The sequence below is a fragment of the Streptomyces sp. NPDC088725 genome (assembly GCF_044751305.1).
Lineage (GTDB): Bacteria > Actinomycetota > Actinomycetes > Streptomycetales > Streptomycetaceae > Streptomyces.
Window position 1 is genome coordinate 65,870 of sequence record NZ_JBIVLO010000013.1, and the last position, 24,882, is coordinate 90,751.

Below are 24,882 nucleotides of genomic sequence, written 5' to 3' on the forward strand. Positions count from 1 at the left end.
GGCGCTCCGGTCCTTTGCGGCCATAGGTGTTCGCGAACAATCCTCACTAGACCGTGATGTCTCGGACGAGGCGGCACCCCGGCTGTTCGTAGATACTGAGCGGGAGTCTAGGGTTCGGCCGTCCGCGTATTGACGGACCCGTAGAACAGGCACCGGACCGGAGCGACAGATAGGCGTGCGAGGCCGGGGACAGCGGCACGCCACGATCTGGGGGACTTTCACCATGGACCCGATGAGCCGGGGACCGGAAGAAGAGTACGGTCACGACGCGCAGCGCCGGGCGCGCCCCGGGGTGAACACGGACCTGCCGCGCCCGCCGCGCGAAGCGCTTCCCGCCTCCCTCGGGCACCTCAAGGGAACGGGAACCGCAGGAGCGCCGCGCGCACGGCCCGTCCAGCTGTTCTCCGGCGACTTCCTGCTGACCGTCAACCCGGTCGACGGCAGCGAGATCGAGGCGCGGCCCCCGGGCAGCACGCCTGCCGCGCCGGGCAGGCGCGGCGTCGGCGAGCGCGCGGAGCTCCAGCGTGCCGGCCTGCCGCCCGTGCCGCCGGGCCCCGCCGCGCCGCCGCTTCCGCTGCTGGAGCGTCAGGAGCAGCGTGAGCGGCTGGTGGAGCTGCTGGGACGTGGCCGTTCGGTACGGCTCGTCGGGCCCGACGGCTCCGGCCGCACCGCACTGCTCGAGGCGGCCGCGGCGGAGTGCGGGCGGCTCGCGCCCGACGGACTCGTCCGTCTCTCCGGGTACCACCGCACCGCGACCGAGTTGCTGCACGAGCTGTGCACCGCTGTCCGGGAGACGGAGCTGCGCAGGCCGGACCGTGCTGAACTGCTCACGTACGTCCGTGACATCGGAGCGGTCGTCGTCCTCGACGACCTGGAGTTCGGCGGCGAGGCGCTGGACGAACTGCTGGACGCGACGCCCGAATGCGCGTATCTGCTCGCCGTGTCGCCCGAGGTCGCCCCGCCGTCCGCGGAGGCGGGCCTCGAAGAGGTCGTCCTCGGCGGACTGAGCCGCGCGTCGTCGCTGGAACTGCTGGAGCGCGCGGCCGAGCGGCCGCTCACCGACGAGGAGGCGAACTGGGCGGGTGACCTCTGGTTCGAGTCGGAGGGCCTGCCACTGCGCTTCGTCCAGGCGGGAGCGCTGCTGCGGCAGCGCGACGCGCTGCGCGGTGAGGTCGAGAACGTCGACGAGTTCGAGCCGTTCGCGTCGGGTGCGCCGGGCGGGGCCGCTGGGACGGGTGCGCCGAGTGGGTCCGGGGTGTCCGCCGTGGACCCGGCGATCACGGTCACGGTCCTGGGCGACACCTCGCTCGACGGGGCCGACATCCCCCTGCCCAGCATCGGCGAGGGCGCCGCGCCCGCGGCCCTGCTCGCCTCCCGGCTGAGCGAATCCGCACGTGCCACGCTGCGTTTCGCCGTCGCGCTCGGCGGCGAGGTCCCGCACCAGGCACACCTGCCGGCCCTGGTCGGCGACACACACGCGGACGCGGCCCTCGGCGAGCTGGTCAGCTGCGGGCTGCTCTCCCCGGTCGGCACGCGCTACCGCCTCGCGGCCGGGGTCGCGGCCCAGCTGGAGGAGAAGGGCTACGGCGACGACGCGACCGCCCACGCGCACACCGCGGCCCAGCACTACGCCTGGTGGTCGGGGCACCCGTCGGTCACGCCGGAGCGCGTCGCGGCGGAGGCGGACGCGATCCTGGCGGCGATGAGTCCGCTGGTACCGGCCGCACCGGCCGGTCGCGAGGAGGACGCGGGGCACCCGAGCGCAGCCGTCCTGCTGGCGCGCAGCGCGGCTCCCGCCTTCCTGGCGGCGCTGCACTGGAACGCCTGGGAGCGGGCCCTGCGGACCGGCCAGGAGGCGGCCAGGCTCGCCGGAGAGGTCGCCGAAGAGGCGTACTTCCACCATGAGTTGGGCGTGCTGGCGCTCTGCGTCGGAAATCTGGAGCGGGCCCGCGCCGAGCTGGAGGCGTCGATCGCGATGCGCGGCGCGCTGGCCGACAAGAGCGGGACGGTCGCGGGCCGCCGGGCGCTGGCGCTGGTGGCCGACCTGACGCGCGGCGGTGCGGAGCCGGGACGGTACGAGGAGCAGGCGGCGTCTTCCGCGCTCGGCAACACGGCGGCGACGGCGGTCGCGCTGCCCGTACGGTCACCGCTGGGCGCGGGTCCCGGCAGGGCGGGCGGGGTGTCCGGCAGGGCCGGGGCGGCGGCAGGTCCGGCCGCGCCGGGTACGTCCGCCTACAGGGCGTACGGCGCGTCGGGCGCGTCCGGTCCGTTCGGTCCGTCCGGTCCGTCCGGCGAGGACGCGACGCTGGTCGCGTCCGTACGTAACACCCGGTCCCTGTCCGGGACCTCGGGAACCGGCCGGCGCCCGATGCTCGGTGGCGCCCGGCGCAATCTCGTCGCCGCGGGCGCGGGCGCGGTGCTCGCGGCCGTACTGGGCACGGTCGTGACACTGGGCGCGACCTCGGGCGCCGACAACCAGGGCTCGGAAGGCGCGACGACAGAGCAGTCCGTGGACACGGACGACGGCGCGGGTACGGACGAAGAGGCTCCCGTAGAACCGTCGGACACGGACAGCCCGGCCGGCCACCGGCAGGGCGGCGGCTCCCCGACCGCCCCCGTGGCGCCGGAGCCGTCGGGCCCGAGCGCGAGTGGTTCGCCGTCGGGCAGTCCGTCCGCGCCGGGGAGCCCGTCGGACGGGGAGAGCGCGACGACGCCGGGGGGCGGGGACTCGCCGTCCTCTCCGGGCAAGCCTCCGAAGCCGCCGTCGCACTCCACCTCGCCGTCGCACACGCCGTCGGGCACCCCGTCCGACCCGCCCAGCGACCCGCCGACGGACCCGCCCACGAGCCCCCCGACGGAGTCCCCCACGGACCCGGAGACGCCTCCCGACGCCTCGGCCAGCGGCACGGCCCCCAGCATCACGGCAGGCGCTCCGGAGCCCGCCGACACCACCGCCTGAACGACCCGGCCCGGTCTGTCCGGTGCTCCCGCGCGTACGGGAGGACCGGACAGACCGGGCCGGAGAAGCGGACGGCAAAGCCCCGTGCGAGGCCTGCCGAGAACGCGTCCTCAGAAGAGGCGGAGCTTGTCGTCCTCGATGCCGCGCATGGCGTTGTAGTCCAGGATCACGCAGCCGATGCCGCGGTCCGTCGCCAGTACCCGGGCCTGCGGTTTGATCTCCTGGGCCGCGAACACGCCCTTCACCGGGGCCAGGTGGGGGTCGCGGTTCAGCAGTTCGAGGTAACGGGTCAGCTGCTCCACGCCGTCGATGTCGCCGCGCCGCTTCAGCTCCACCGCGACCGTGCCGCCGTCGGCGTCCCGGCACAGGATGTCCACCGGGCCGATGGCCGTGGGGTACTCCCGCCGGATCAGGGTGTAGCCGGGGCCCAGCGTCTCGATCCGGTCCGCGAGGAGTTCCTGGAGGTGGGCTTCCACGCCATCCTTGATGAGACCGGGGTCGACACCCAGCTCATGCGAAGAATCGTGAAGGATTTCTTCCATCGTGATGATCAGTTTCTCGCCCCCCTTGTTCACGACTGTCCACACGCCGTCGTCCTCTTTCAAGGTGCAGGGCGGTGACATCCAGTTGAGGGGCTTGTACGCCCGGTCATCGGCGTGGATCGACACACTGCCGTCGGCTTTGACCAGGAGGAGACGGGGCGCGGAGGGCAGGTGGGCGGTGAGCCGGCCCGCGTAGTCCACGGAGCAGCGGGCAATGACGAGACGCATGGTCGGCAACGCTACTCGACTGGCGCCACTCGGCGCGATTCGCCCCACAACCCCCTTTCGTTTGTGGCCGGTTGTGTTCGCATTCGCCTGGTGCGGTCAGGACAGCACGCATAACGTGGATGCGTGAGGTCGCCGGTCGTGCACGCTGCGTCGTCGTCACTCTCATACCTGACCGTAAGACCCCGGTATGTCCGGGGTCGCGAGAGGAGAACCCATGTCGCTCGACGTCTCACCGGCGCTGTTGGAGCAGGCCGAGCGAGGCGAGGTCGACGAAGCGGCTTTCGTCGACTGCGTCCGGACCTCCCTGCCCTTCGCTTGGGAGATGATCAGTTCCCTGGTGGCCCAGCTGAAGGTGGACGGTGGACAGTTCGCCGACAACCAGACGCCGCCGCCGGACGAACAGGCACGTGGCCAGTTGCTGCGCGCACTCGCGAGTGACGCCATTCGCGGCGCTCTGCAACGGCACTTCGGGGTGCGTCTCGCCTTCCAGAACTGCCACCGTGTCGCGGTGTTTCCCCTTGACTCCTCGGTGGACGAGCGGCTTGCCCGTTTCACCTCGATCCGGGGCCAGTTGCTCAACCAGTCTCCGGAACTGCGCGACTGCTGAGGCCACACGCTGCCGCTCCGTACGCCGGGGGCTCTGCGGAGCGGCAACAGCAATGGCAACGGCACGCGCCGGCCCCGTGCGCCGGCCCCGTGCGGCTGGCTCCGCGCGCCTGCCTCGCGCGCCGGCCCCGTGCGCCGGCCCGTGCGTCAGCTGAGCAGGGGCAGTACCTCCGTGCCCAGGCGCTGGACGTTCTCCTCCGTGGTCATGAGGTCGCCCGAGCCCTCCAGCAGCAGCGCGAAGCGCGTGATGCCCGTACGCTCCGCCGTGGCCGCGAGACGGTCGGCGGCGAAGCGGGGCGAGCCCACCGGGTGCAGGGTGCTGAGGAGTTGCGTATAGGCGACCGGATCGCGCATCGAACGGGCTCTGCCGTCGACCGTGACATGGGCGCCGAGGCCCTGTTTCAGCCAGCCGGGCATGGCCTTGAGGAGAGTGTTTCTCGCCTCGGTCCCGCCGTCGGCGATCTGGGCCACTCCCGCCGACACATGGGCGGCTTCGGGGTCGTGGCCCGCACCTTGTGCGTACGTACGCCACAGCGCGACCATGTCCGCTTTCTCGGTGTCGCCGCAGTGCATGCCGAGGAGCATCGGCAGGCCTTGTTCCGCGGCGAGTTTCACGCTTTTCGGTGAGGTGCACGCGACGATCACCTCGGGACCGCCGCTCCGGCCGGGTCCGTCCGGCCTGGGTACGACGGGGACCTCACGGAAGACGAACCGCTCTCCCGACGCCGACACGCGCGGCTCGCGCAGCCAGTTGAGCAACAGATCCAGCGACTCGGGGAATCCGTGTTCGAAGGCGCTGAGGCCGGCGCCGAAGACCTCCAGATCGACCCACGGACCGCCCCGCCCCACGCCGAGCGAGAACCGGCCGCCCGACAGGAGATGCAGCAGCGCGGCCTGTTCTCCCAGGGCCACCGGATGCGCGTTCGGCAACACGCTGACCGCCGTACCCACCCGGATGTGCCGGGTACGCCCGAGCAGCAGCCCGGCCAGCGTGATCGCCGACGGGCACACCCCGTACGGCACGAAGTGGTGCTCACCCAGCCAGACGGAGTCGAGGCCGGATTCCTCGGCGACCTCGGTGGTGCGCACCGCCCGGTGCAACGCCTCTCCCGGCCCCTGGCCCGGGAACTGGGCCGCCAGTACAAAAGCTCCAACACGCATCGCCTGGTGCCTCCTTGCGGCCGACGCGGCTCCCCGTTATAAGGCAACAACGCCGGACACGTGCCAAAGGCACGGCCGACGAGGAAATTCTTGCGATTGTCGGCTAAGTGCCTCTGGTGCTTTGTGCCCTCTCCACGTGGCCAGGGGCCGTAGGCTGGGGACGAAACGTGCTTCCTGCCCCGTGAGGTGTCCTGTGTCCCCGCGCCGCAACCGCCCTCATGGCGGCGAGAAACCGATCGAGAGCGGAAATCGCTACGGCGGCTTCCAGCGGACCGAGAGCTGGCAGGACGAGGAGTGGTCGGTCCGCCATGTCGCCGGCGCGAGCGCGGCGGGCAAGCGCTACCGCTGCCCCGGCTGCGACCAGGAGATCCCCTCGTCGGTGGCGCATGTGGTGGCCTGGCCCGAGTACGGGGGAGTCGAGGACCGGCGCCACTGGCACCAGGCCTGCTGGAACGCGAAGGACCGCCGCACCTCGCGGGTGCAGCGGTCCCGTAACGCGCCCAGGTACTGAGTACCGAACCCGGCGCCGAGCTTCCCGGCGGGCCTGGACGGGAGCGGTCCTGGACGGAGCAGCCCCGGGCAGCGGAGGCCCCGGACAGCAGCGGCCCTAGACGTCGCGCCTGTCGAGCGAGAAGAACGCGCCGGCCATCGCGACCACCGCCACGCCCAGCAGGATCCACACCGGGTCCCAGCCCGCGGGCCCCGAGCCGCTCGCGCTGTCGGCTTCGCCGTACAGGGTGATGAGCTGGTTGGGGATCGAGTAGTCGAACATCGCGTCGCGCAGATCGGCCAGCGAGTCCGCGAACATGAACATCGCCAGCACCATCGGCAGCAGAACGACCCCGATCATGACCGTGATCGCACCCGCCGAGTGCCTGATCAGGGCGCCGACCGCCAGCGACAGCAGCCCGAGCAGCGCCACGTAGAGGCTGACGCCGACCGTCGCCCGGAACCACACCGACGCCCCTTCCTCGGCGCCGCCCACGATCGCGGTCTGGAGCGCGGCGACGGCCGTCGTGCAGACCATCGTGATCACGAAGACCAGCAGGAAGAAGACGATCGCCTTGGCCGCCAGCACCCGGGCCCGGCTCGGGCAGGCGGTCAGCGTCGTACGGATCATGCCCGTGCTGTACTCGGAGGAGATCGTCAGCACGCCCAGGGTGATCACACAGATCGAGCCGAGCAGCACCCCGAAGAAGCCGAGCCCCAGGGCGGACTGGTCGGAGCTGTCGAGGGAAGAGGCCGCGACAACCGCCGCGGCGCCCAGTCCGATGCCCACGATCAGCAGGACCATGACGCCCAGCGTCCAGATCGTGGACCGCACGGAGCGGAGCTTGGTCCACTCGGAGGCCAGCGCGTCACCGAGGTGGGCGCGGCGCGCGGGGATCGGCGAGGTGTAGCTGCCCAGGGCCGGGCCCTGCTGCTCGTACGCGGTCGTCATCGGGCTTCCTCGCTCGGTACGGGCGGTGCGGTGCGCTTCTGCCCGGCCGCCGGGTTCTGCCCGGCCGCGGACGGCGGCTGGGCGTACGGGTTCCTCGCCGGCTGCTGCGCTGCGTCCGGAGCCTGTCCCGGCGGCGGCGGTGCGTACCAGCCCTGCTGCGGCACCTCGGGGACGATGGGCCCCGCGGGCCCTCCGGGCTGCTGGAAGCCCGCCAGGGCGTCGGCCGTCGAGCGGTAGTCCACCGCGCCCTGGGTCAGCCGCATGTACGCCTCCTCCAGCGAGGCCTGGTGCGGTGACAGCTCCCAGACCCGTACGCCGGCCTCGTGCGCGAGGTCGCTGATGCGGGGGAGCGGCAGGCCGGTGACCCGCAGGGCGCCGTCCGGCTCGGACATCACCTGGCCGCCCGCCCCGGTCAGCGCGGCCGTCAGCTTCTCCCGCTCCCCGGGGCCCGTCGCCGGGATGCGTACCCGGGCGAAGTCCGCGGAGTTCGCCGAGATGAAGTCCTTGACGTTCATGTCGGCGAGCAGCTGTCCCCGGCCGATCACGATCAGATGGTCGGCGGTCACGGCCATCTCGCTCATCAGGTGCGAGGAGACGAAGACCGTACGGCCCTCGGAGGCCAGCTGCTTCATCAGATTGCGGACCCAGAGGATGCCCTCGGGGTCGAGGCCGTTGACGGGCTCGTCGAAGAGCAGCACCTGCGGGTCGCCGAGCAGCGCGGCGGCGATGCCCAGGCGCTGGCCCATGCCGAGCGAGAAGCCGTTGGAGCGCTTGCGGGCCACGTCCTGGAGGCCGACGACACCGAGCACTTCGTCGACCCTGGAGGCGGGAATCCCGGAGAGCTGCGCGAGCGAGAGGAGGTGGTTACGGGCGGTCCTGCCGCCGTGCACCGCCTTCGCGTCGAGGAGCGCGCCGACCTGGCGCGGAGCGTTCGGCAGCTGCCGGAAGGGATGCCCGCCGACGGTGACCCGGCCTGCGGTCGGCTGGTCGAGGCCGAGGATCATCCGCATGGTGGTGGACTTGCCGGAGCCGTTGGGGCCGAGGAATCCCGTCACGAAGCCCGGCCGTACCTGGAAGGAAAGGTTGTACACGGCCGTCTTGGCGCCGTAGCGCTTCGTCAGGCCGACTGCCTCGATCATTCTCCAGCCCCATCGACAGTCAGGTCGTCGGGGCGGTGGCCTGTGCAGGCCGAAAGCCCCCGTTAGAGCTAGGAGCTTATCCGGGGCTTGACGGTTCCGGCACGAGGTAAGAAATGAACAGCGGCTGACCGCTGCCCCGGCACACCCTCGGGGCACCGCTCAGGCGTCGCGCTTCCTGAGCGTCACGTAACCGGCGACGAGCGCCGCCGCGGTCCAGGCGGCGAGGATGCCGAAGCCGCCCCAGGGACCGTACGGCGCCTTGTGCGCGGTGAAGGCGTCCGGCACCACCTGCAGGATCTTCTTGCCCGCCTGGTCGGGGAAATACCGCGCGACGTCCTTGGCGCCCGGAACCGCCGCCAGGATCTGTGAGACCAGGAAGAAGAACGGCATCAGGATGCCGAGCGCCAGGATCGAGCTGCGCAGCATCGCCGTGATGCCCATCGAGAAGATGGCGATCAGGCCCATGTAGAGACCGCTGCCGAAGACCGCCCGCAGCACATGGGGCGCGCCGATCGTCGTGCTGTGGTCGCCCAGCAGAGCCTGGCTGACGAAGAACGTCAGGAAACCGGTGACGATCCCGACCGCCAGCGCCAGCGCCCCGGCCACCAGGATCTTGCCGAAGAGGAAGAGTCCGCGCTTGGGCACGGCGGCCAGCGAGGTGCGGATCATGCCGGAGCTGTACTCGGAGCCGACCACGAGCACCCCGTAGACCACCATCGCCAGTTGGCCGAGGATCATCCCCGAGAAGCTGATGAACGTCGGGTCGAAGGTGGCCTGCTGCGCCTGGTCCAGGCTGCTGAACTGCGCGTTGTACAGCGCGGAGAGAATCGCCCCGAGCGCCACGGTGACGACGAGGGCGGTGATCAGCGTCCAGGTCGTGGAGGAGACCGTACGGATCTTGGTCCACTCGGACTGGACGACCGCCGGCAGCGATGCCATGGATCAGACTCCCTTGCCCTCGTCGCGCGGTCCCCACTGGGCCCCGGGGGACTGCTGCGTCCCGTCGGTCGCGTGGGCGTGGTACTCGACGGACTCCGCCGTCATCTGCATGAACGCGTCCTCCAGCGAGGCGCGTTGGGCGCTGAGTTCGTGCAGCACGATCTGATGGGAGGCCGCCAGCTCACCGAGCTGTTCGGTCTCGGCCCCGTCGATTTCCAGCGTGCCGTCATCGGTCTCGACCGGGGTGAATCCGGCCTCCCGCAGGACGTCCCTCAGCTGTTCCACCTGTGGTGAGCGGATCCGCGCGTAACTGCGCGAGTTCTCGTGGATGAAGTCCGCCATCGAGGTGTTCGCGAGCAGTCTGCCCTGCCCGATCACGATCAAATGGTCGGCGGTCAGCGCCATTTCACTCATCAGATGGCTGGATACGAAGATCGTGCGGCCCTCGCGTGCGAGATCCTTCATCAGATTGCGGATCCAGTGAATACCCTCGGGGTCCAGACCATTGACCGGCTCGTCGAACATCAGAATCTCGGGATCACCGAGCAGGGCCATCGCGATTCCGAGCCGTTGGCCCATTCCGAGGGAGAAACCCTTGGACTTCTTCTTCGCCACGGCGGTCAGCCCGACCATGTCGAGCACGTCGGACACCCGCCTCGCCGGGATCCGGTTGCTCTGCGCCATGCACAGGAGATTGTTGTACGCGCTGCGGCCGCCGTGCATCGCCTTGGCCTCCAGCAGCGCCCCGATGTGCTTCAGCGGCTCCGCCAGCTCGTGGTACTTCTTCCCGTCGATCCTGACCGAACCGCCGGTCGGGAGGTCCAGATCCAGCATCATGCGCATCGTGGTCGACTTGCCCGCGCCGTTGGGCCCCAGAAAACCCGTCACCACACCGGGTCTCACCGTGAAGGAGAGACGGTCGACCGCGATCTTGCGGCCGTACCGTTTGGTGAGCCCATCGACCTCGATCATGCGGCCAACCTAAAGGCGCGCAGAGCCCCCCGCCACCGGAGTGGCGAGGGGCTCTGCGACGGTACTCAGCCGGTACGCGGCCGGTTCAGCCGGCGCTCAGCGGGACAGCGTCCGTACTCAGCGGGACTGCTGGGCCGGAACACCGCGCGAGATCGGCTCGTCCTCGGCCGGGGCACCGGCGGCGGCGACCGCGGCACCCGTCAGCGTGGCCAGCATCTCGCGGACGTTGGTCAGCTGGGCGTTGATCGAGTCGCGGCGGTTGGTGAGTGCCGCCAGCTCGCGCTCCGACTCGCTGCGGATCCGGTCGGCCTTGGCGTTCGCGTCCGCCACGATGTCCTCGGACTGACGCTGGGCCGTCTCCACCGTCTGACGGGCCCGGCGCTCCGCGTCCGTACGCAGCTTCTCGGCCTCGAGCCGCAGCTGCTCGGCGCGGTGCTCGATCTCCGCCAGGCGCTTCTCGGCCTTCGCCTGACGCGAGGCCAGGTCACGCTCGGACTGCTCACGCCGCTTGGCGAGGTTCGTCTCGAAGTCCGCGGCGGCCTGGGCGGCCTTGGCGCGGGTCTCCTCGAAGAGCGCGTCCGCCTCCTCGCGCTTGGACTGCGCGTCCTTCTGCGCGTCCGAACGCAGGGTCGAGGCGTCGCCCTGTGCCTTCTCGACGATGCGCTGGCCCTCGTCCTCGGCCTTCGCCTTGCGCTCGCTCGCGAACGACTCGGCGTCGTTGCGCACCTGCTGAGCGGCCGATTCGGCCAGCTCACGGTGCTGCTCCGAGGCGCGGCGGGCCTCTTCGCGCAGGTCCTTCGCCTCCTCCTCTGCGAGGCGGAGGATCTTCTCGACGCGCGCGCCGAGGCCGGCGTACGACGGCTCGGCGTCGGTTACCTGTGCCTGTGCGTTCTGCGTCTCGAGGTGCAGTTCCTCGATGCGCTTCTCCAGCGCGGTGATGCGGCCAAGTGCACTGTCACGGTCGGCGACGAGTTTGGTAATGCGGTCGTCCACCTGACCGCGGTCGTAACCACGCCGCACGAGCTCGAAGCCGAATGGGGAGGATGTGTCGCTCATGGGGTTCCTGTCGAATGAGACCGGTGAGGTGATAGAGGGAATCCTAGGGGCCTTGGCGGCGTGTCATCGAGCCGATGCCGGTTTGATATGCAGAATGTCCAGCCTTTTGAGTGGCTGAAGCCACTCGTTGGCAAGACCTTAAGCCGTGTCGCGCTAACTCTCTGACGACTTGCCACTCGAACGAGTCGTTCCGGCCGCCGCGCCGGCCTTGACGGGGTTGTCCTTCGCCCCGCCGGACGGGGTCTCGAAGGATTCCAACGCTTCGAGAACATCCTGGACACGGGAGATCTCGGTCTGGATGTCCTTGCGCCTGCGTACCAGAACCTCAAGTTCACGCCGGCCCTCCTCCACCGTCTGCTTGGCCTCTGCATCCGCCTCGTCGCGCAGTTTTGTCGCTTCCTTGATCAGTTCGGCCTTCTTCTGCTCGGCTTCCTTCAGGAAGCCCTCGGCCTTCCTGACCGCGGCGATCCGGACCTTGCTCGCCTCCGCGGCCGCGTCCGCGACCAGCTCCTTGGCCTTCTCCTCGGCCTCGGCACGCTGCTCGGTGGCGGCCTTCATCAGATTGTCGACGCGCTCGCCGACCGTCTTCAGCTGCTCGGACGTCTCCCGGCGCGCACGCTCGTGAAGCTGCTCGATCTCGCTCTCGATCCGCGCACGCAGCTCCTCGGCCCGCTCCCGTACGGCCGTCGCGTCACGACGCGCGCCGACCAGCAACTCGTCAGCGTCCGTACGGGCCTTCTCGACCAGGGTATTACCCTCCACGGCCGCCTCCGACGTGATGCGGTCGGCTTCGGTGCGGGCCGCGCCCACCATCACGTCCGACTGCGCCTCGGCCTCGGTGGCGGAGCGCAGCGCCTCCTCCTGGGCCTTGTTCATCAGCTGGTCGGCCTGCTCGGCCGCGTCGGCACGGCGCTTGGCCGCGTCCTTGCGCGCCTCGTCGAGCAGCCAGTCCGTCTCTTCCTGCGCCTCGTTCCTGATCCGGTCGGCCGCGGCCTCGGTGTCCGCCTTGTACTGCTGCGCCTCGGCGCGCATCCGCTCGGAGGCCTGCTGCGCGGAACCCAGCGCTTCCGCCGCCTCACCGCGCAGCCGGTCCGACTCGCCCGACGCCTCCGTGATGAGCCGGTCGGCCTGCGCCGCCGCCTCGCTCCGCTGGCGGTTGGCGTCCGTGCGGGCCTCGGCACGCACCCGGGCCGCGTCCTGCTCGGCCGTGGCGAGGGTGTCCGACGCCTCCGTCCGCACCCGCTGCGAGTACTGCGCCGCTTCGGTACGCAGCCGCTGCGCCTCGCCGGCCGCCTCCGCGCGCACCCGCTCCGACTCGTCCGCGGCCTCCGCGCGCAGCCGCTCGGACTCACCGGCCGCCTCGGCGACGGTGTGCTCGGCGAGCTGCTGGGCGGTCTCGGCCTCCTCCTGGGACCTGGCACGGATACGGCTCGCGTCCTGCGCCGCGCGCTCCCGCTCGGCGTGCGCGTCGGCGCGTACCCGCTCGGCCTCTTCCCGCGCCTCCGTCTTCGTACGTTCGGCGGCGTGATCGGCCTCCGAACGCAGCGCGGCGATCTCCTGCCCGGCCTGCTCATGGAGGCCCGCGACGGCGTCCCGTACCTGCTGGGCGGTCTGTTCCGCGGCGGAGACCATCTCCTGGGCGCGGGCGTCGGCCTCCTCGACCAGACGCTGGGCCTCGGCCCCCGCCTCCTCGACGCGCTTGCGCGCGGAGGCGAGCAGTTCCTCGCTCTGCTCGCGGGCCCGCTCGCGCTCCTGGTCGGCTTCCGTACGGGCGGCCGACAGCAGCTCCTCGGCCTCGCGGCGGCGCCGCGTCGCCTCTTCCTGCGCGGCGGCCAGCGCCTCAGCGGCCTCCGTACCGACGCGCTCCGCGGCGGCCGCGGCCTCGCTCCTGACGCGGTCGGCCTGTTCCTTCGCTTCGGCCCGGAGCCGTTCCGTCTCCGCGGCGGTCTCGGCGTGCAGCCGCGACGCGGCGGTCTCCGCCTCCGTACGTGTCCCGGCGGCGTCGGCCGCGGCCTCTGCGCGCAGCCGCTCGGCCTCTTCCTCGGCCCGCGCCTGGAGCGTACGGACGCGCTCGGCGGCCTCCGTACGGAGGCGGTCGATCTCCTCGGCCGCCTCGCGGCGGATCCGCTCGCTCTCGGAACGCGCCTCGGTCAGCGCCTCCTCGGCGGACGCCACGCGCTGTTCGGCCTCGGTGCGCAGCCGCGTCAGCTCGCCGGCGGCCTCGTCCCTGCGGGACTCTATGCCGCGCTCGTTCTCCTCGCGCAGCTCGGCGGCGGCACGCTCGGCCGCCGCCCTCGTCTCCTCGGCCTGCTCTTCGCTCTCCGTGCGCAGCCGCTCGGCCTCGGCGCGCGTGCGCTCCAGGGTCTCCTCGGCCTGCCGGCGCAGCGTCGTGGCGCGCTCGATGGCCTCGGTACGCACCCGCTCGCCCTCGGCGGTGGCCTTGGCGCGCGCCTCCTCGGCGTCCGCCTTCGCCTTCGTCAGCAGCTCCTCGGCGGACTTGGCCGCCTCCTCGATCTGCTGGACGGCCTCGCGGCGCGCCTCGCCGCGGATCCGCTCGCCCTCGGCGACCGCTTCGGCCCGCAGCTGCTCGGCCTCGCCGCGCAGCCTGCGCGCCTCTTCCTGCAGCTCGACCGTCTTGGCGCGGTACTCCTTGGTGTCGTCCTTGGCCGCGCCCTTGAGCTGATCGGCCTGCTCGGCGGCCTCGCCGCGCAGCCGGTCCGCCTCGGCCTCGGCCTCGCGGCGGATCCGTTCGGCCTCCTCGCCCGCCGACCTGATGGTGCCCTTCGCGTCCTCGGACGCCTTGGTCAGCACCTCCTCGGCGCTGCGGGCCGCCTTCGCGAGCTGCGCGGCCGATTCCTCCGCCGCCTCGGTACGGGCCTTCTCCGCCGTCTCGGCGACCAGCTTCTCCGCCTCGGCGCGCGCGTCGGCGAGCGCCTGCTCGGCCTCGGCCTTCGTCGCCTCCGCGGACTCGGTGGCCTCTCCGACCAGCCGCGCGATCTCGGACTTGGCCGTACGGGTGCGCTGCTCGTTCTGCGACTCGGCGCTCGCCAGCCGCTTGGCCGCCGTGTCCTTGGCCTCGCCGACGAGCTTCTCGGCCTCCAGGCGCGCCTCGCGCAGGCGCAGTTCCGCCTCCTGCGCGCGCTGTTCCGCGAGACGGCTCTGCTCGGCGGCCTGCTGGCGCGCGTGGTCGGCCTCCGCGCTGGCGGACGAACGCAGCTGCTCCGCCTGGCTGGTGGCCTCCTGGGCCTGCGCGGACGCGGCGTTCAGCATCCGCTCGGCGTCCCTGCGGGCGCGCAGCAGCAGCGCTTCCGCCTCGGCGCGTGCGGCCTCGGCCTCGGAGCCGAGCCTGCGGCGTGCCTCCTCGGTGACCCGGGCGGCCTCGGCCCGTGCGGCGGCCAGGGACTGCTCGGCCTCGGCGCGCGACTCGTCGAGCAGCCTGCGCGCCTGCGATTCGGTACGGGCACGCAACTGCTCGGCCCACGCCACGTTCTCGTTGACGTGCGACTCGACGGTCTGCCTGCGCTCCGACAGCTCCTGGTCGAGCCGCTGCCTGCGCTGGACACCCTCGGCGTGCAGCTCCGCCTGGAGACGGGCCTGGTGCTCCGCGTGCTCCTGGAGGATGCGCTGCGTCTGCGCGCGGGCGTCGCGCAGCTCGCGCTCGGCATCCGTCCGCAGCTGATCCGCCTGCATCTGGGCGTCGCGAAGCATCTGCTCGGCCTGATAGCCCATGTCGGCGCCGTCAAACGAGGAGGGCCGCATCGCGAGACTGCGGCGTGCCTCATGGAGCTTGGCGCGCAAGACCTCGACCTGGTAACCGAGGTCCTCGGCGTGCTGGACGGCCTTCTCTCGCGCGGTCTTCAGCCGGTCCATCTCGGCTTCGAACCGCGAAAGGTGGTCGTCGTCAGCTCGGTGGCTCTCCTGGCGTTCGTAGCCCCGCACTGCGCGGTCCCATCCGTCCCATGGTCGCAACTCTCCGAACGAGCACCGTTCCCGGCGAACGGCCCCCCGGGGAATGGTGTCAGATCTGCGGTCGGGGCGCGGCCCCGGCCCGGCCCCGGCCCGGAGCGGTCACTCTACCGGGCCGGGAATCCTTAAGGTCAGTGCTCCGGACGGGAGGTGACCAGTTCTGTGAGGACTCCGTGGCAGTCCTTGGGGTGGAGAAAGGTGATGCGGGAGCCCATGGAACCGGTGCGCGGCTGGTCGTAGAGCACCCGTACGCCCTTCTCACCGATGGCCTGGGAGTCACCGTCGACATCCTCGGTGCCGAAGGCGATGTGATGCACGCCCTCACCGTTCTTGGCCAGCCACTTTCCCACTGCCGAGTCGTCCCGGACGGATTCGAGCAGCTGAAGATACGAAGCGCCGCCGTCCGACGTCTCGTTGATCTTGAGCATGGCTTCCCGCACGCCCTGTTCCTCGTTGACCTCGGTGTGGAACACCTCGAAGCCGTACGTGGCACGGTAGAACTCGACGGTCGCGTCGAGGTCGAAACAAGCGATTCCGATGTGATCAATTCGCGTCAGCATGCAGACAGTGGAGCGGTACGGCGCCGATTTCGCAACGGCTGCTCACGCAACGTGCCCGCCGTCACACATACTGCCTGGTGACCGCCGCCGGTACCGGTCAGTACATTGGAGGTTAACCCTCGTTCACTTCCTGACGGCGCACGGCTCACACCGTGTGCGGCCGTACGCAAAGGGGATCGCGTCTCATGTCGGATACGAACACCACCACCTCCGTCCTCGTCGCGGGCGCCCGCACCCCCATGGGGCGGCTCCTCGGCTCCCTGAAATCGTTCTCCGGCGCCGACCTCGGCGGTTTCGCGATCAAGGCCGCGCTGGAACGGGCCGGCGTCACCGGCGACCAGGTGCAGTACGTGATCATGGGGCAGGTGCTCCAGGCCGGCGCGGGCCAGATCCCGGCGCGCCAGGCGGCGGTCAAGGCCGGCATCCCGATGAGTGTCCCCGCGCTCACGGTCAACAAGGTCTGTCTCTCCGGGCTCGACGCGATCGCCCTGGCCGACCAGCTGATCCGCGCGGGCGAGTTCGACATCGTCGTCGCGGGCGGCCAGGAATCCATGACCAACGCGCCGCATCTGCTCCCCAAGTCCCGCGAGGGATACAAGTACGGCGCGATCGAGATGCTCGACTCGATGGCGTACGACGGCCTCACCGACTCCTTCGAGGACATCGCGATGGGCGCCTCGACCGAGAAGCACAACACCCGCCTGGGCATCGAGCGCGCCCCGCAGGACGCGTTCGCGGCGCGCTCGCACCAGCTGGCCGCCGCCGCGCGGAAGAACGGTGTTTTCGACGCCGAGATCACACCGGTGGAGATCCCGCAGCGCAAGGGCGACCCGGTGGTCTTCGCGCAGGACGAGGGGATCCGGCCCGACACCACGGCCGAGTCGCTGAGCGGGCTGCGCCCGGCCTTCGCCAAGGACGGCACGATCACCGCCGGCAGCTCCTCGCAGATCTCGGACGGCGCGGCCGCCGTCGTGGTGATGAGCAAGGCGAAGGCCGAGGAACTGGGCCTGGAGTGGATCGCGGAGATCGGCGCCCACGGCAATGTGGCGGGCCCGGACAACTCCCTCCAGTCGCAGCCCTCGAACGCCATCACGCACGCCCTGGAGAAGGCGGGCCTGAGCGTCGGCGACCTCGACCTCATCGAGATCAACGAAGCCTTCGCGGCGGTCGCGGTGCAGTCGATGAAGGACCTCGGGGTGTCCCCGGAAAAGGTGAACGTGAACGGCGGGGCCATCGCCCTCGGCCACCCGATCGGCATGTCCGGCGCGCGGCTCGTCCTGCACCTGGCGCTTGAGCTGAAGCGGCGCGGCGGCGGAGTCGGCGCGGCGGCGCTGTGCGGGGGCGGCGGCCAGGGGGACGCGTTGATCCTGCGCGTGGCCAAGTAGCCGTCGCACGCGGCGATTTGCGCGCCGTACGCGGCGATGTGCACGGCGCGTCCGCGTCGTACCGGTGTCGTTCTGCGATCCGGACCGAAGAGTCGAGGAAACGGGAGCTGTGATGCAGGACGTCCCCGAGCTGGTGGCTCAGGCACGCGAGGGTAGGCCCCGGGCCGTGGCCCGGCTGATCTCACTGGTCGAGGGGGCGTCCCCGCAGCTGCGCGAGGTGATGGCGGCGATGGCGCCGCTCGCGGGACACGCGTACGTCGTGGGGCTCACGGGCTCACCCGGGGTCGGCAAGTCGACATCGACCTCGGCGCTGGTCTCCGCGTACCGGCGCGCGGGCAAGCGGGTCGCGGTGCTCGCCGTCGACCCGTCGTCGCCGTTCTCCGGAGGCGCGCTGCTCGGCGACCGCGTCCGGATGTCCGAGCACACCTCGGACCCGGGCGTCTACATCCGCTCCATGGCGACCCGCGGTCACCTCGGCGGTCTCGCCTGGGCCGCGCCGCAGGCGATCCGGGTGCTGGACGCGGCGGGGTGCGACGTGATCATCGTGGAGACCGTCGGGGTCGGCCAGTCCGAGGTCGAGATCGCCTCGCAGGCCGACACCTGCGTGGTGCTGCTCGCGCCGGGCATGGGAGACGGTATCCAGGCGGCCAAGGCCGGGATCCTGGAGATCGGCGACGTCTACGTGGTCAACAAGGCGGACCGCGACGGCGCCGACGCGACGGCCCGCGAGCTGAACCACATGCTGGGCCTCGGCGAAGCGCGCGGCCCCGGCGACTGGCGTCCGCCGATCGTGAAGACCGTCGCGGCGCGCGGCGAGGGCATGGACGAGGTCGTCGAAGCGCTGGAGAAGCACCGCGCGTGGATGAACGAACACAACATCCTCACCGAACGCCGGGCCGGGCGCGCGGCCCGCGAGGTGGAGACGATCGCGGTCACGGCGCTCCGCGAGCGCATCGGGGACCTGCACGGCGACCACCGCCTGGGCGCGCTGGCGGCACGCGTCGTCGCGGGCGAACTGGACCCGTACGCGGCGGCGGACGAACTGATCGCGGCGCTCACCGCGGCCGGATCCTCCGCCGGGCCTGCCGCCACTGGATCCTCCGGAGCAGGTGACAGCGGCGGCCCGTCCCGCCCCGGTGACAACTCCGTCGCCGTCTGTTAGCTTCCTTGGCATGTTCCTCTTCCGTGCGTAGGACCCCGGCCCCCGCGGCACACGTCGCGACCCTCCGGCGTCCCTGTACGGCCGCAGCGGCCGGATTTCGCGCTGCCCTCTCCGAGGAACCTCTCCCATGTCTTCGTACGCCGCTGTCCTGCGGACCCCGCACGCGGCGCGCACCTTCGGTGCCGCGCTGCTCGGCCGGCTCTCCTACGGAACGGTCTCGCTCTCGCTCGTACTGGCCGTGAAGGACGCCTCCGGCTCCTTCGCCGTGGCCGGAACCGACATGGCGCTGTTCGGTGCCACCAGCGTCGTTCTCTCACCCGCAAGAGCGGCCCTGGTCGACCGGCACGGACCGCGCCGCGCCCTGGTCCCGATGGCCGCGCTCTACGCGGCGCTGCTGGCGGCGCTGGCCTGGGCCACCGCACGGCCGGGAGCGCCGGGAGCGCTGCTCGGCGCGCTCGTCGTCACCGCCGGGGCCTGCACCCCGCCCCTGGGCCCGGCCATGCGCACGCTGTGGAGCCAACTCCTGCCGGACCGGCGCATGTTGCAGCGCGCCTACAGCCTCGACGGCGTCGCGGAGGAGTTGCTGTTCGTCACGGGACCGCTGCTCGTCGGCGTCCTGGTGACGTACGCCGAACCCGCGATGGGGCTCGCGATCAGCGCCGCGCTCGTCCTGGTGGGCACGCTCGGGCTGGTGGCGTCGCCGGTCCCGTTCCCGCTACGAGCGGCACGGGTCGGCCCGAAGTCATCCACGCCCCGCACCGGTCCGAGGCCGCTCGCCCGGCCGGTCCTTGCCGCCGCCTGCGTCGGGCTCTGTCTCGGCGGCCTCGAACTGCTGGTGGTCGCCTTCACGGAGGACCTGAACCGGCCGGGCGCGGTGTCCTGGGTGCTCGCCGCGCTCTCGGCCGGCAGCGCCGTCGGCGGACTGGCGAACGGAGCGGTCTCCTGGCGGAGTTCGGCCCGGACACGGCTCCCGGCGTTCTGCGGGGCGCTCGGCCTCGTACTGGCGCTGGCAGGTCTCGCGCCGAACGCGTACGTACTGGCCGGAACGGCCGCGCTGGCAGGCCTGTTCGTCGCCCCGGCGCTGACCACGGCCTACCTGATCGCCGACGAGACAGCGGCGCCGGGCGACCGTACGAAGGCGGGCGCGTGGGTCAACACAGCGGTGAACGCGGGCTCTTCGACCGGCACAGCCGCCGCCGGCCTCCTGGCGGGCAGCCTCCCCCTCGCCGCGTGCTTCGCCCTCACGGCGGCCCCGGCCCTGCTCGCGGCGGTGCCGATCCTGGGTGCGAATACCGGCCGCGCGCGGGAGGGCAGCCGACGACTCCGCCCTGAGCCAGGGCCGTAGCTCAGCGCACGCCGCGACGTCCCGTCGCCGTCACGAAGAGGTGACGGGGCGCGAAGTCTCCCGCGGTGCGGACGCGCCCGGTGCAGCCTGGCCACGGCCAGATCGCGCCCCATGGCCCAAGTCTCAGCGGAGATAGGCTTCCTGCCAGTCCACCGAGGTCATGTTCAGAGCAGCCTCGGCGAGTTCCTGGGCGGAGGCGGTCTTCAGTTTGGAGATGCTGCTGTCGATCCACCCCTGCACATTCGAGCAGCCCTGCTCGCGGTACTCGACGGCCTGAAGGAGACATTCGAGCTTGTCGGCGTCATGTGCGCAGATAACTTCGAGGGAGTCACCGTTCTCGTACTCCTCGACAATGCGCTGGGCTCCGGCCCGCACCGCTGGGTGTGCCGCCGACACCTGATCCGCTGTGACGCTCTCATTGGACGCCGCGTCCAAGTAGCGGCGGCCGATGTGCGGGATGTCGCTGACACGGGTTTCCTGCGTGTCGTGCCACAAGCCGAGGAGAGCGGTCCTCGCGGGGTCGGCTCCCTCCATCATCGCGAGTACGGAACCGATGAGACCGACACGGAACGAGTGCTCGGCGATGGTTTCCGGGTCCTTGACTCCGGCGATCCACCAACCGGACCGCTTGGCCCGCTTGAGCATGCCCATCTCCAGCAGGAACCCCGCTGTGCCCTTGGCCTGAGCGGTGTCGTCCGCCATCGTCTGCCTCCGGTTGTCACGTGCGGTTCTCGCGTAGAACGCAATGTACGGCGCTGAGTTCTCGTCTTGATCGTGAGGAAATTGCCCCGTTGCCGAGGAGTTGTACCGTCCGCCTGTCCAGTTTTTCGGTGAGATCGGGGGACGCCAGTGGGAGCCACTTGTACGCGGTCAACAACGCCCACACTGAGTGGGCGTAGAGGTCGACGTAGCCGGGGGCTTGGTGGAGACCTACGACCAGGCTGCGCAGCAGCTTGATCGGCTCCCACCCAGAAAGGTCCCCGTTGCGCATGAAGCCGTCGTCTGCCTGCGGTTCAGGGAGGGCGCCGAGCCAGTACGCCCAGTAATTCAGGTTCGCGGCCTCTGCCGCGTCGTCGTCGGCCATGGCCCGATCGATGAAGTCGAGCAGGGGTTGCGGGTCACCCAGACGTGCCAGTGCCGTAGCGGTCGAACGGGCCGCCGCCCAGTGCGGCGTCCACCCTCGGGCGGCAAGGAGGCCACGACGAGCATGGAGTGCGTAGGCGGTCCACGAAGTCGCTTCCGGCGTTCGATCGTAGGAACAGAGGTACAGCGCCTGGCGGTGCAGGAGCGTCCCGTTCTCGCCTGCTCGCGCCGCGGCCTCGGCGGAGTCCCGAACATGTTTCCTACGGGGCCTGGGTGGTCCATGCTTTGAAGGGGAAACCAGTGACCACGACCGCGACCAGGTCGAACGCGACCGGCGCCCCCGGTTACAGCGAAACCCTGCCGTGCGAGGCGGCGTCCGCGAGGCGGGCTCGGTCGCTGGTGCGCGATGCCTTGACCGCGTGGGGTCTCGGCTGCCTCGTCGATTCCGCGACGCTCACCGTGTCCGAACTCGTCGCCAATTCGACTCAGCACAGCGGGAGTCGTCTCATTCGCGTCGGCATTCACCTGCCCATGCCCGATCGCGTGCGTATCGCCGTTTCCGACAAGTCCCGCGCAGTTCCCGCCGTTCGGGAAGCACAGAACGACGAGGAAAACGGCCGAGGTCTGTGGATTGTCGAGGAGATCGCCCATCAGTGGGGCATCGACCGTCGTCGTTGGGGGAAAGTCGTCTGGGCCGTTCTGCTCGTCCCCGGGGGCGCGCGGAACGGCCCCGGCCCGGATCTCGGCTGAGTGGCGCACGGGACGGAACGCGGAGCCGTTCGGTGTGGCGGGACGGCCGGGCCGCGAGCCGGGTGACAAAAGTGAAGGCAAGGAGAGCACTCTCCTTGCCACTCTTAACTTATAGCGCAGAGGGGGGCTTGCGGCAAGGCCCCCGTGGTGGCGCAAAATCGTCCGCCGAGGCCACAACCTGCGGAAATGAGGGCACGACGTGCGTGTGTTGTCGAGGTACGAGGGGCGCGGTGACGTCGGACCAGTGGGGGCGCCGGCCGTGCTGCGGAGCACGACCGCCACGGAGGCGTCGCGATGACCGAGCGGTACGTGTGGGATCTCCGTGACGTCGACGAGACACGGGTCGCGGTCGTCGGCGGCAAGGGCGCGCAGCTGGGCGCGCTGTCGCGGATCGACGGCATCAGCGTGCCGGCCGGCTTCTGCGTCACGACGGACGCCTTCCGGCGGATGCTGGCGGAAGCGCCGTCGATCGGCGACCTGCTCGATCAGCTGTCGCGCCTGGACCCGGACGACCGGGAAGGAATCCGCACGCTCAGCGCGGAGATCCGAGAGGCCATCGAGAGCATCGCCGTCCCGGACGATCTCGCGGCGCCGATCACCCGCGCGCTCGCCCGGCTCGGCGAGCAGGCCGCGTACGCGGTCCGGTCCAGTGCGACGGCGGAGGACCTGCCGACCGCTTCCTTCGCCGGTCAGCAGGACACGTACCTGAACGTCGTGGGGCCTGCGGCGGTCCTCCGGCATGTCAGCCGGTGCTGGGCCTCGCTGTTCACCGAGCGGGCCGTGATCTACCGACGCCGGAGCGGCATCGACCACCGGGCGGTCCGCATGGCCGTGGTCGTGCAGCGGATGGTCTTCCCGGACGCGGCCGGCGTCCTGTTCACGGCCGACCCCGTCACGGGCAACCGGAAGGTCGCCACCGTCGACGCGGGCTTCGGCCTGGGCGAGGCCCTGGTCTCCGGCCTGGTGAACCCGGACGTCTTCACGGTGCGAGACGGCGCAGTCGTCGCCAGGGCGATCGCCGCCAAACAGCGTGCCGTTCAGGCCCTGCCGGCCGGCGGTACGCGGGACGTGGCGATCGATTCGGGGCGGCAGGAGCAGCCGGCGCTGACGGATGAGCAGGTCGTGCGGCTCGTGGGGCTCGGTCGGCGGATCGAAGCCCACTTCGGCCGGCCGCAGGACATCGAATGGTGCCTGGCCGACGACGGCTTCCAGATCGTTCAGAGCCGGCCGATCACCACACTGTTCCCCGTCCCCGAGACCGGCGACCAGGAGAATCACGTCTACGTCTCCGTCGGGCACGGGCAGATGATGACCGACGCCATGAAGCCCCTGGGGCTCTCCATGTGGCAGCTGACGGCCATGGTGCCGATGCACGAGGCCGGCGGGCGGCTGTTCGTCGACGTCACCCGGCGCCTGGCCTCGCTCGCGAGCCGCGCCGGTCTTCTGGACGTCATGGGCAAAGGCGATCCGCTGGTCAGGGACGCTCTGGAGACCGTCCTCGACCGCGACGACCTCGTCCCCTCGCTCCCGGACGCGGGTCCCGGCAGGCCGCCGGCCGGCGGTGCGTCCGCGCCGGTCGAGACCGATCCGGCCATCGTCGCCGCGCTGATCGAGCGCAGCCAGGAGTCCGTCGCCGCCCTGGAGCGCGACATCCGGACGAAGACCGGACCGGAGCTGTTCGACTTCCTGCTGGAGGCCTTCGAGGAGCACAAACGAGTCCTCGGTGATCCGCTGAACATCCAGGCGATCATGGCGGGGATGGAGGCCACGTGGTGGCTCAACGACAAGCTGCTGGAGTGGCTGGGCGAGAAGAGCGCGGCTGACACGCTCACGCTGTCCGCCCCCGACAACGTCACGTCGGAAATGGGCCTCGCGCTGCTCGACGTCGCCGACGTGATCCGCCCGCATCCGGAGGTCGTGGCGTTCCTGAGGGGCGTCGGGAACGGGGGCGTCGGGCGCGAGGGTGCCGGGGACGAGGGCTTCCTGGACGAGCTGGCGAAGCTCGCGGGCGGGACCGGGGCGCGCGACGCCATCGAGGGCTACCTCGACCGGTACGGCATGCGCTGCGTCGGCGAGATCGACATCACGAGGCCGCGTTGGCGCGAGCGCCCCAGCACGCTCGTGCCGGTGATCCTCGACAACGTCAGGAACTTCGAACCGGGCGCCGCCGAGCGGCGCTTCGAGGAGGGGCGGCAGAAGGCGCGGGAGAAGGAACAGGACGTGCTGTCACGCCTGCGGGCCCTGCCGGACGGGGACCGTAAGGCCGACGAGACCAAGCGGATGATCGACCGGGTCAGAACGTTCATCGGGTACCGGGAGTACCCGAAGTACGGAATCGTCAGCCGCACTTTCGTCTACAAGCAGGCCCTGCTGGCGGAGGCCGAGCGCCTGGTGCGGGCCGGCGTGCTTCCGGAGAAGGAGGACGTCTTCTACCTCACGTTCCAGGAACTCCACGACGTCGTGCGCTCGAACCGGCTCGACGAACAGCTCATCCGGCGGCGCAAGGACGCGTTCCGGTCGTACCACGCGCTCACCCCGCCCCGGGTGCTCACCTCGGACGGCGAGGCCGTCACGGGGGCGTACCGGCGCGACGACGTGCCGGCCGGCGCACTGATCGGCCTGCCGGTTTCCGCCGGGACCGTCGAGGGGCGGGCCCGCGTCGTCCTCGACATGGCGGACGCCGATCTCGAAGCGGGCGACATCCTGGTCACGGCCTTCACGGACCCGAGCTGGTCGCCGCTGTTCGTCGGAATCGCCGGCCTGGTGACGGAGGTGGGCGGCCTGATGACCCATGGCGCGGTGATCGCCCGCGAGTACGGCCTGCCGACCGTCGTGGGCGTGGACCGGGCCACCCGGCTGATCCGGGACGGGCAGCGGATCCGGGTGCACGGAACCGGCGGGTACGTCGAGATCCTGCCGTGACCGGTCACGAGTCAGCGTCGGCCGGTCACGAACCTCCGTGACCGGCCGTACCGGACCAGGGAGACCAGGACGTCACTCGTTCGAGATCACCTGGCCGTGATCACCGTCGCCCACCCCACGGGCCGGACAACCTAGGCCTTGCCCCGGCAGTCGCGCAGGTGGTCCGCGATCGGGGCCAGCGACGTGTGCAGCTCGGCCAGGGCTTCCGGGGAGAGCAGGTCGATGAAGTGCGCGCGTACGGACGCGACGTGGTGCGGGGAGACCTTCTGCATGGTCTCCATGCCCAGGTCCGTCACGACCGCGAAAAGACCCCGGCGGTCGGACTCGCAGTGTTCCCTGACCACCAGGCCCGCGTTCTCCAGGCGGGTGATCTGGTGGGAGAGGCGGCTCTTGGACTGGAGTGTGGCCGCGGCGAGGTCACTCATCCGCATCCGCCGGTCCTCCGACTCCGAGAGGTTCACCAGGATCTCGTAGTCGTTTATGGTCAGGCCGAACGGCTGAAGGTCTCTTTCCAGCTGGTGCGTGAGCAGCCTGCTGACATCCAGATGCGTGCGCCAGGCGCGCTGCTCCGCGGCGGTCAGCCAGCGGGTGGCGGTGTCGGTCTCCATGAGGGGATTCTACCTAAGAAGTTGAAAAGTGGACAATATTATCTGCGGTCGCACGGTG

The 24,882-nt window shown here is 70.9% G+C and carries 20 protein-coding genes; 8 read left to right on the forward strand and 12 right to left on the reverse strand.

Annotated elements, in window-relative coordinates; genetic code table 11:
- Positions 1-223 precede the first annotated feature (223 nt).
- A complete protein-coding gene (locus ACIP6N_RS26910; RefSeq protein WP_401819712.1) occupies positions 224-2,959 on the forward strand; it encodes an ATP-binding protein in 2,736 nt (911 codons plus the stop codon).
- A gap of 110 nt (positions 2,960-3,069) precedes the next feature.
- Here the strand turns inward: ACIP6N_RS26910 and nucS are convergent, their stop codons facing one another.
- The gene (gene nucS / locus ACIP6N_RS26915) at positions 3,070-3,729 is read right to left on the reverse strand and encodes an endonuclease NucS (protein WP_401819714.1); all 660 of its coding nucleotides are present in this window, start codon (positions 3,727-3,729) and stop codon (positions 3,070-3,072) included.
- Positions 3,730-3,943: 214 nt separating this feature from the next.
- Here nucS and ACIP6N_RS26920 point away from each other — a divergent pair, with 214 nt between their 5' ends.
- Positions 3,944-4,336 carry an SCO5389 family protein gene (locus tag ACIP6N_RS26920; RefSeq protein ID WP_401819716.1) on the forward strand — a complete coding sequence of 131 codons (393 nt, stop codon included), beginning with the start codon at positions 3,944-3,946 and terminating at the stop codon, positions 4,334-4,336.
- A gap of 146 nt (positions 4,337-4,482) precedes the next feature.
- On the opposite strand, the gene ACIP6N_RS26925 is transcribed toward ACIP6N_RS26920, so the two are convergent.
- The gene (locus ACIP6N_RS26925; protein ID WP_401819718.1) at positions 4,483-5,496 is read right to left on the reverse strand and encodes an LLM class flavin-dependent oxidoreductase; all 1,014 of its coding nucleotides are present in this window, start codon (positions 5,494-5,496) and stop codon (positions 4,483-4,485) included.
- 193 nt (positions 5,497-5,689) lie between these two features.
- Between ACIP6N_RS26925 and ACIP6N_RS26930 the strand changes: the two genes are divergently transcribed.
- Complete coding sequence (locus tag ACIP6N_RS26930; protein ID WP_401819721.1) at positions 5,690-6,007, forward strand: ATP/GTP-binding protein; 318 nt, start codon at positions 5,690-5,692, stop codon at positions 6,005-6,007.
- A 96-nt stretch (positions 6,008-6,103) separates the two neighbouring features.
- On the opposite strand, the gene ACIP6N_RS26935 is transcribed toward ACIP6N_RS26930, so the two are convergent.
- The 7 genes from ACIP6N_RS26935 to mce form a co-directional block, all read right to left on the reverse strand.
- Positions 6,104-6,937, reverse strand: coding sequence for an ABC transporter permease (locus ACIP6N_RS26935; protein ID WP_401819724.1), 834 nt, complete (start codon positions 6,935-6,937; stop codon positions 6,104-6,106).
- On the reverse strand, positions 6,934-8,076 hold the full coding sequence (locus ACIP6N_RS26940) for an ATP-binding cassette domain-containing protein (RefSeq protein WP_401819727.1): 1,143 nt from the start codon (positions 8,074-8,076) through the stop codon (positions 6,934-6,936). Before ACIP6N_RS26940 ends, ACIP6N_RS26935 begins: the two co-directional genes overlap by 4 nt.
- A gap of 159 nt (positions 8,077-8,235) precedes the next feature.
- Complete coding sequence (locus ACIP6N_RS26945) at positions 8,236-9,015, reverse strand: ABC transporter permease subunit (RefSeq protein WP_401819730.1); 780 nt, start codon at positions 9,013-9,015, stop codon at positions 8,236-8,238.
- Positions 9,016-9,018: 3 nt separating this feature from the next.
- On the reverse strand, positions 9,019-9,987 hold the full coding sequence (locus ACIP6N_RS26950) for an ABC transporter ATP-binding protein (RefSeq protein WP_401819732.1): 969 nt from the start codon (positions 9,985-9,987) through the stop codon (positions 9,019-9,021).
- Positions 9,988-10,104: 117 nt separating this feature from the next.
- The gene (locus ACIP6N_RS26955) at positions 10,105-11,043 is read right to left on the reverse strand and encodes a cellulose-binding protein (RefSeq protein WP_401819733.1); all 939 of its coding nucleotides are present in this window, start codon (positions 11,041-11,043) and stop codon (positions 10,105-10,107) included.
- 153 nt (positions 11,044-11,196) lie between these two features.
- The gene (gene scy, locus ACIP6N_RS26960) at positions 11,197-14,982 is read right to left on the reverse strand and encodes a polarized growth protein Scy (RefSeq protein ID WP_401819735.1); all 3,786 of its coding nucleotides are present in this window, start codon (positions 14,980-14,982) and stop codon (positions 11,197-11,199) included.
- A 158-nt stretch (positions 14,983-15,140) separates the two neighbouring features.
- Positions 15,141-15,569: a methylmalonyl-CoA epimerase gene (gene mce / locus ACIP6N_RS26965; RefSeq protein ID WP_401819737.1), complete on the reverse strand. Its 429-nt coding sequence runs from the start codon at positions 15,567-15,569 to the stop codon at positions 15,141-15,143.
- A 185-nt stretch (positions 15,570-15,754) separates the two neighbouring features.
- Between mce and ACIP6N_RS26970 the strand changes: the two genes are divergently transcribed.
- The 3 genes from ACIP6N_RS26970 to ACIP6N_RS26980 all read left to right on the forward strand — a co-directional run bounded on the left by ACIP6N_RS26970 (position 15,755) and on the right by ACIP6N_RS26980 (position 19,461).
- Entirely contained in the window at positions 15,755-16,954 is a 1,200-nt protein-coding gene (locus ACIP6N_RS26970) for an acetyl-CoA C-acetyltransferase (protein WP_401819738.1), read from the forward strand.
- A 112-nt stretch (positions 16,955-17,066) separates the two neighbouring features.
- Positions 17,067-18,116, forward strand: coding sequence for a methylmalonyl Co-A mutase-associated GTPase MeaB (gene meaB, locus ACIP6N_RS26975; protein ID WP_401819905.1), 1,050 nt, complete (start codon positions 17,067-17,069; stop codon positions 18,114-18,116).
- 127 nt (positions 18,117-18,243) lie between these two features.
- Complete coding sequence (locus ACIP6N_RS26980) at positions 18,244-19,461, forward strand: MFS transporter (protein WP_401819741.1); 1,218 nt, start codon at positions 18,244-18,246, stop codon at positions 19,459-19,461.
- A 123-nt stretch (positions 19,462-19,584) separates the two neighbouring features.
- Here the strand turns inward: ACIP6N_RS26980 and ACIP6N_RS26985 are convergent, their stop codons facing one another.
- Both ACIP6N_RS26985 and ACIP6N_RS26990 read right to left on the reverse strand, forming a co-directional pair.
- Positions 19,585-20,163, reverse strand: coding sequence for an HD family hydrolase (locus ACIP6N_RS26985; protein ID WP_401819742.1), 579 nt, complete (start codon positions 20,161-20,163; stop codon positions 19,585-19,587).
- 16 nt (positions 20,164-20,179) lie between these two features.
- Complete coding sequence (locus tag ACIP6N_RS26990) at positions 20,180-20,545, reverse strand: hypothetical protein (RefSeq protein WP_401819744.1); 366 nt, start codon at positions 20,543-20,545, stop codon at positions 20,180-20,182.
- Between the two features lie 299 nt (positions 20,546-20,844).
- Here ACIP6N_RS26990 and ACIP6N_RS26995 point away from each other — a divergent pair, with 299 nt between their 5' ends.
- Both ACIP6N_RS26995 and rph read left to right on the forward strand, forming a co-directional pair.
- Positions 20,845-21,294: an ATP-binding protein gene (locus tag ACIP6N_RS26995; protein WP_401819746.1), complete on the forward strand. Its 450-nt coding sequence runs from the start codon at positions 20,845-20,847 to the stop codon at positions 21,292-21,294.
- Positions 21,295-21,588: 294 nt separating this feature from the next.
- The gene (gene rph / locus ACIP6N_RS27000) at positions 21,589-24,216 is read left to right on the forward strand and encodes a rifamycin-inactivating phosphotransferase (protein WP_401819747.1); all 2,628 of its coding nucleotides are present in this window, start codon (positions 21,589-21,591) and stop codon (positions 24,214-24,216) included.
- 131 nt (positions 24,217-24,347) lie between these two features.
- Here rph and ACIP6N_RS27005 read toward each other — a convergent pair whose 3' ends face one another.
- A complete protein-coding gene (locus tag ACIP6N_RS27005) occupies positions 24,348-24,824 on the reverse strand; it encodes a MarR family winged helix-turn-helix transcriptional regulator (protein WP_401819749.1) in 477 nt (158 codons plus the stop codon).
- Between the last annotated feature and the right edge of the window lie 58 nt (positions 24,825-24,882).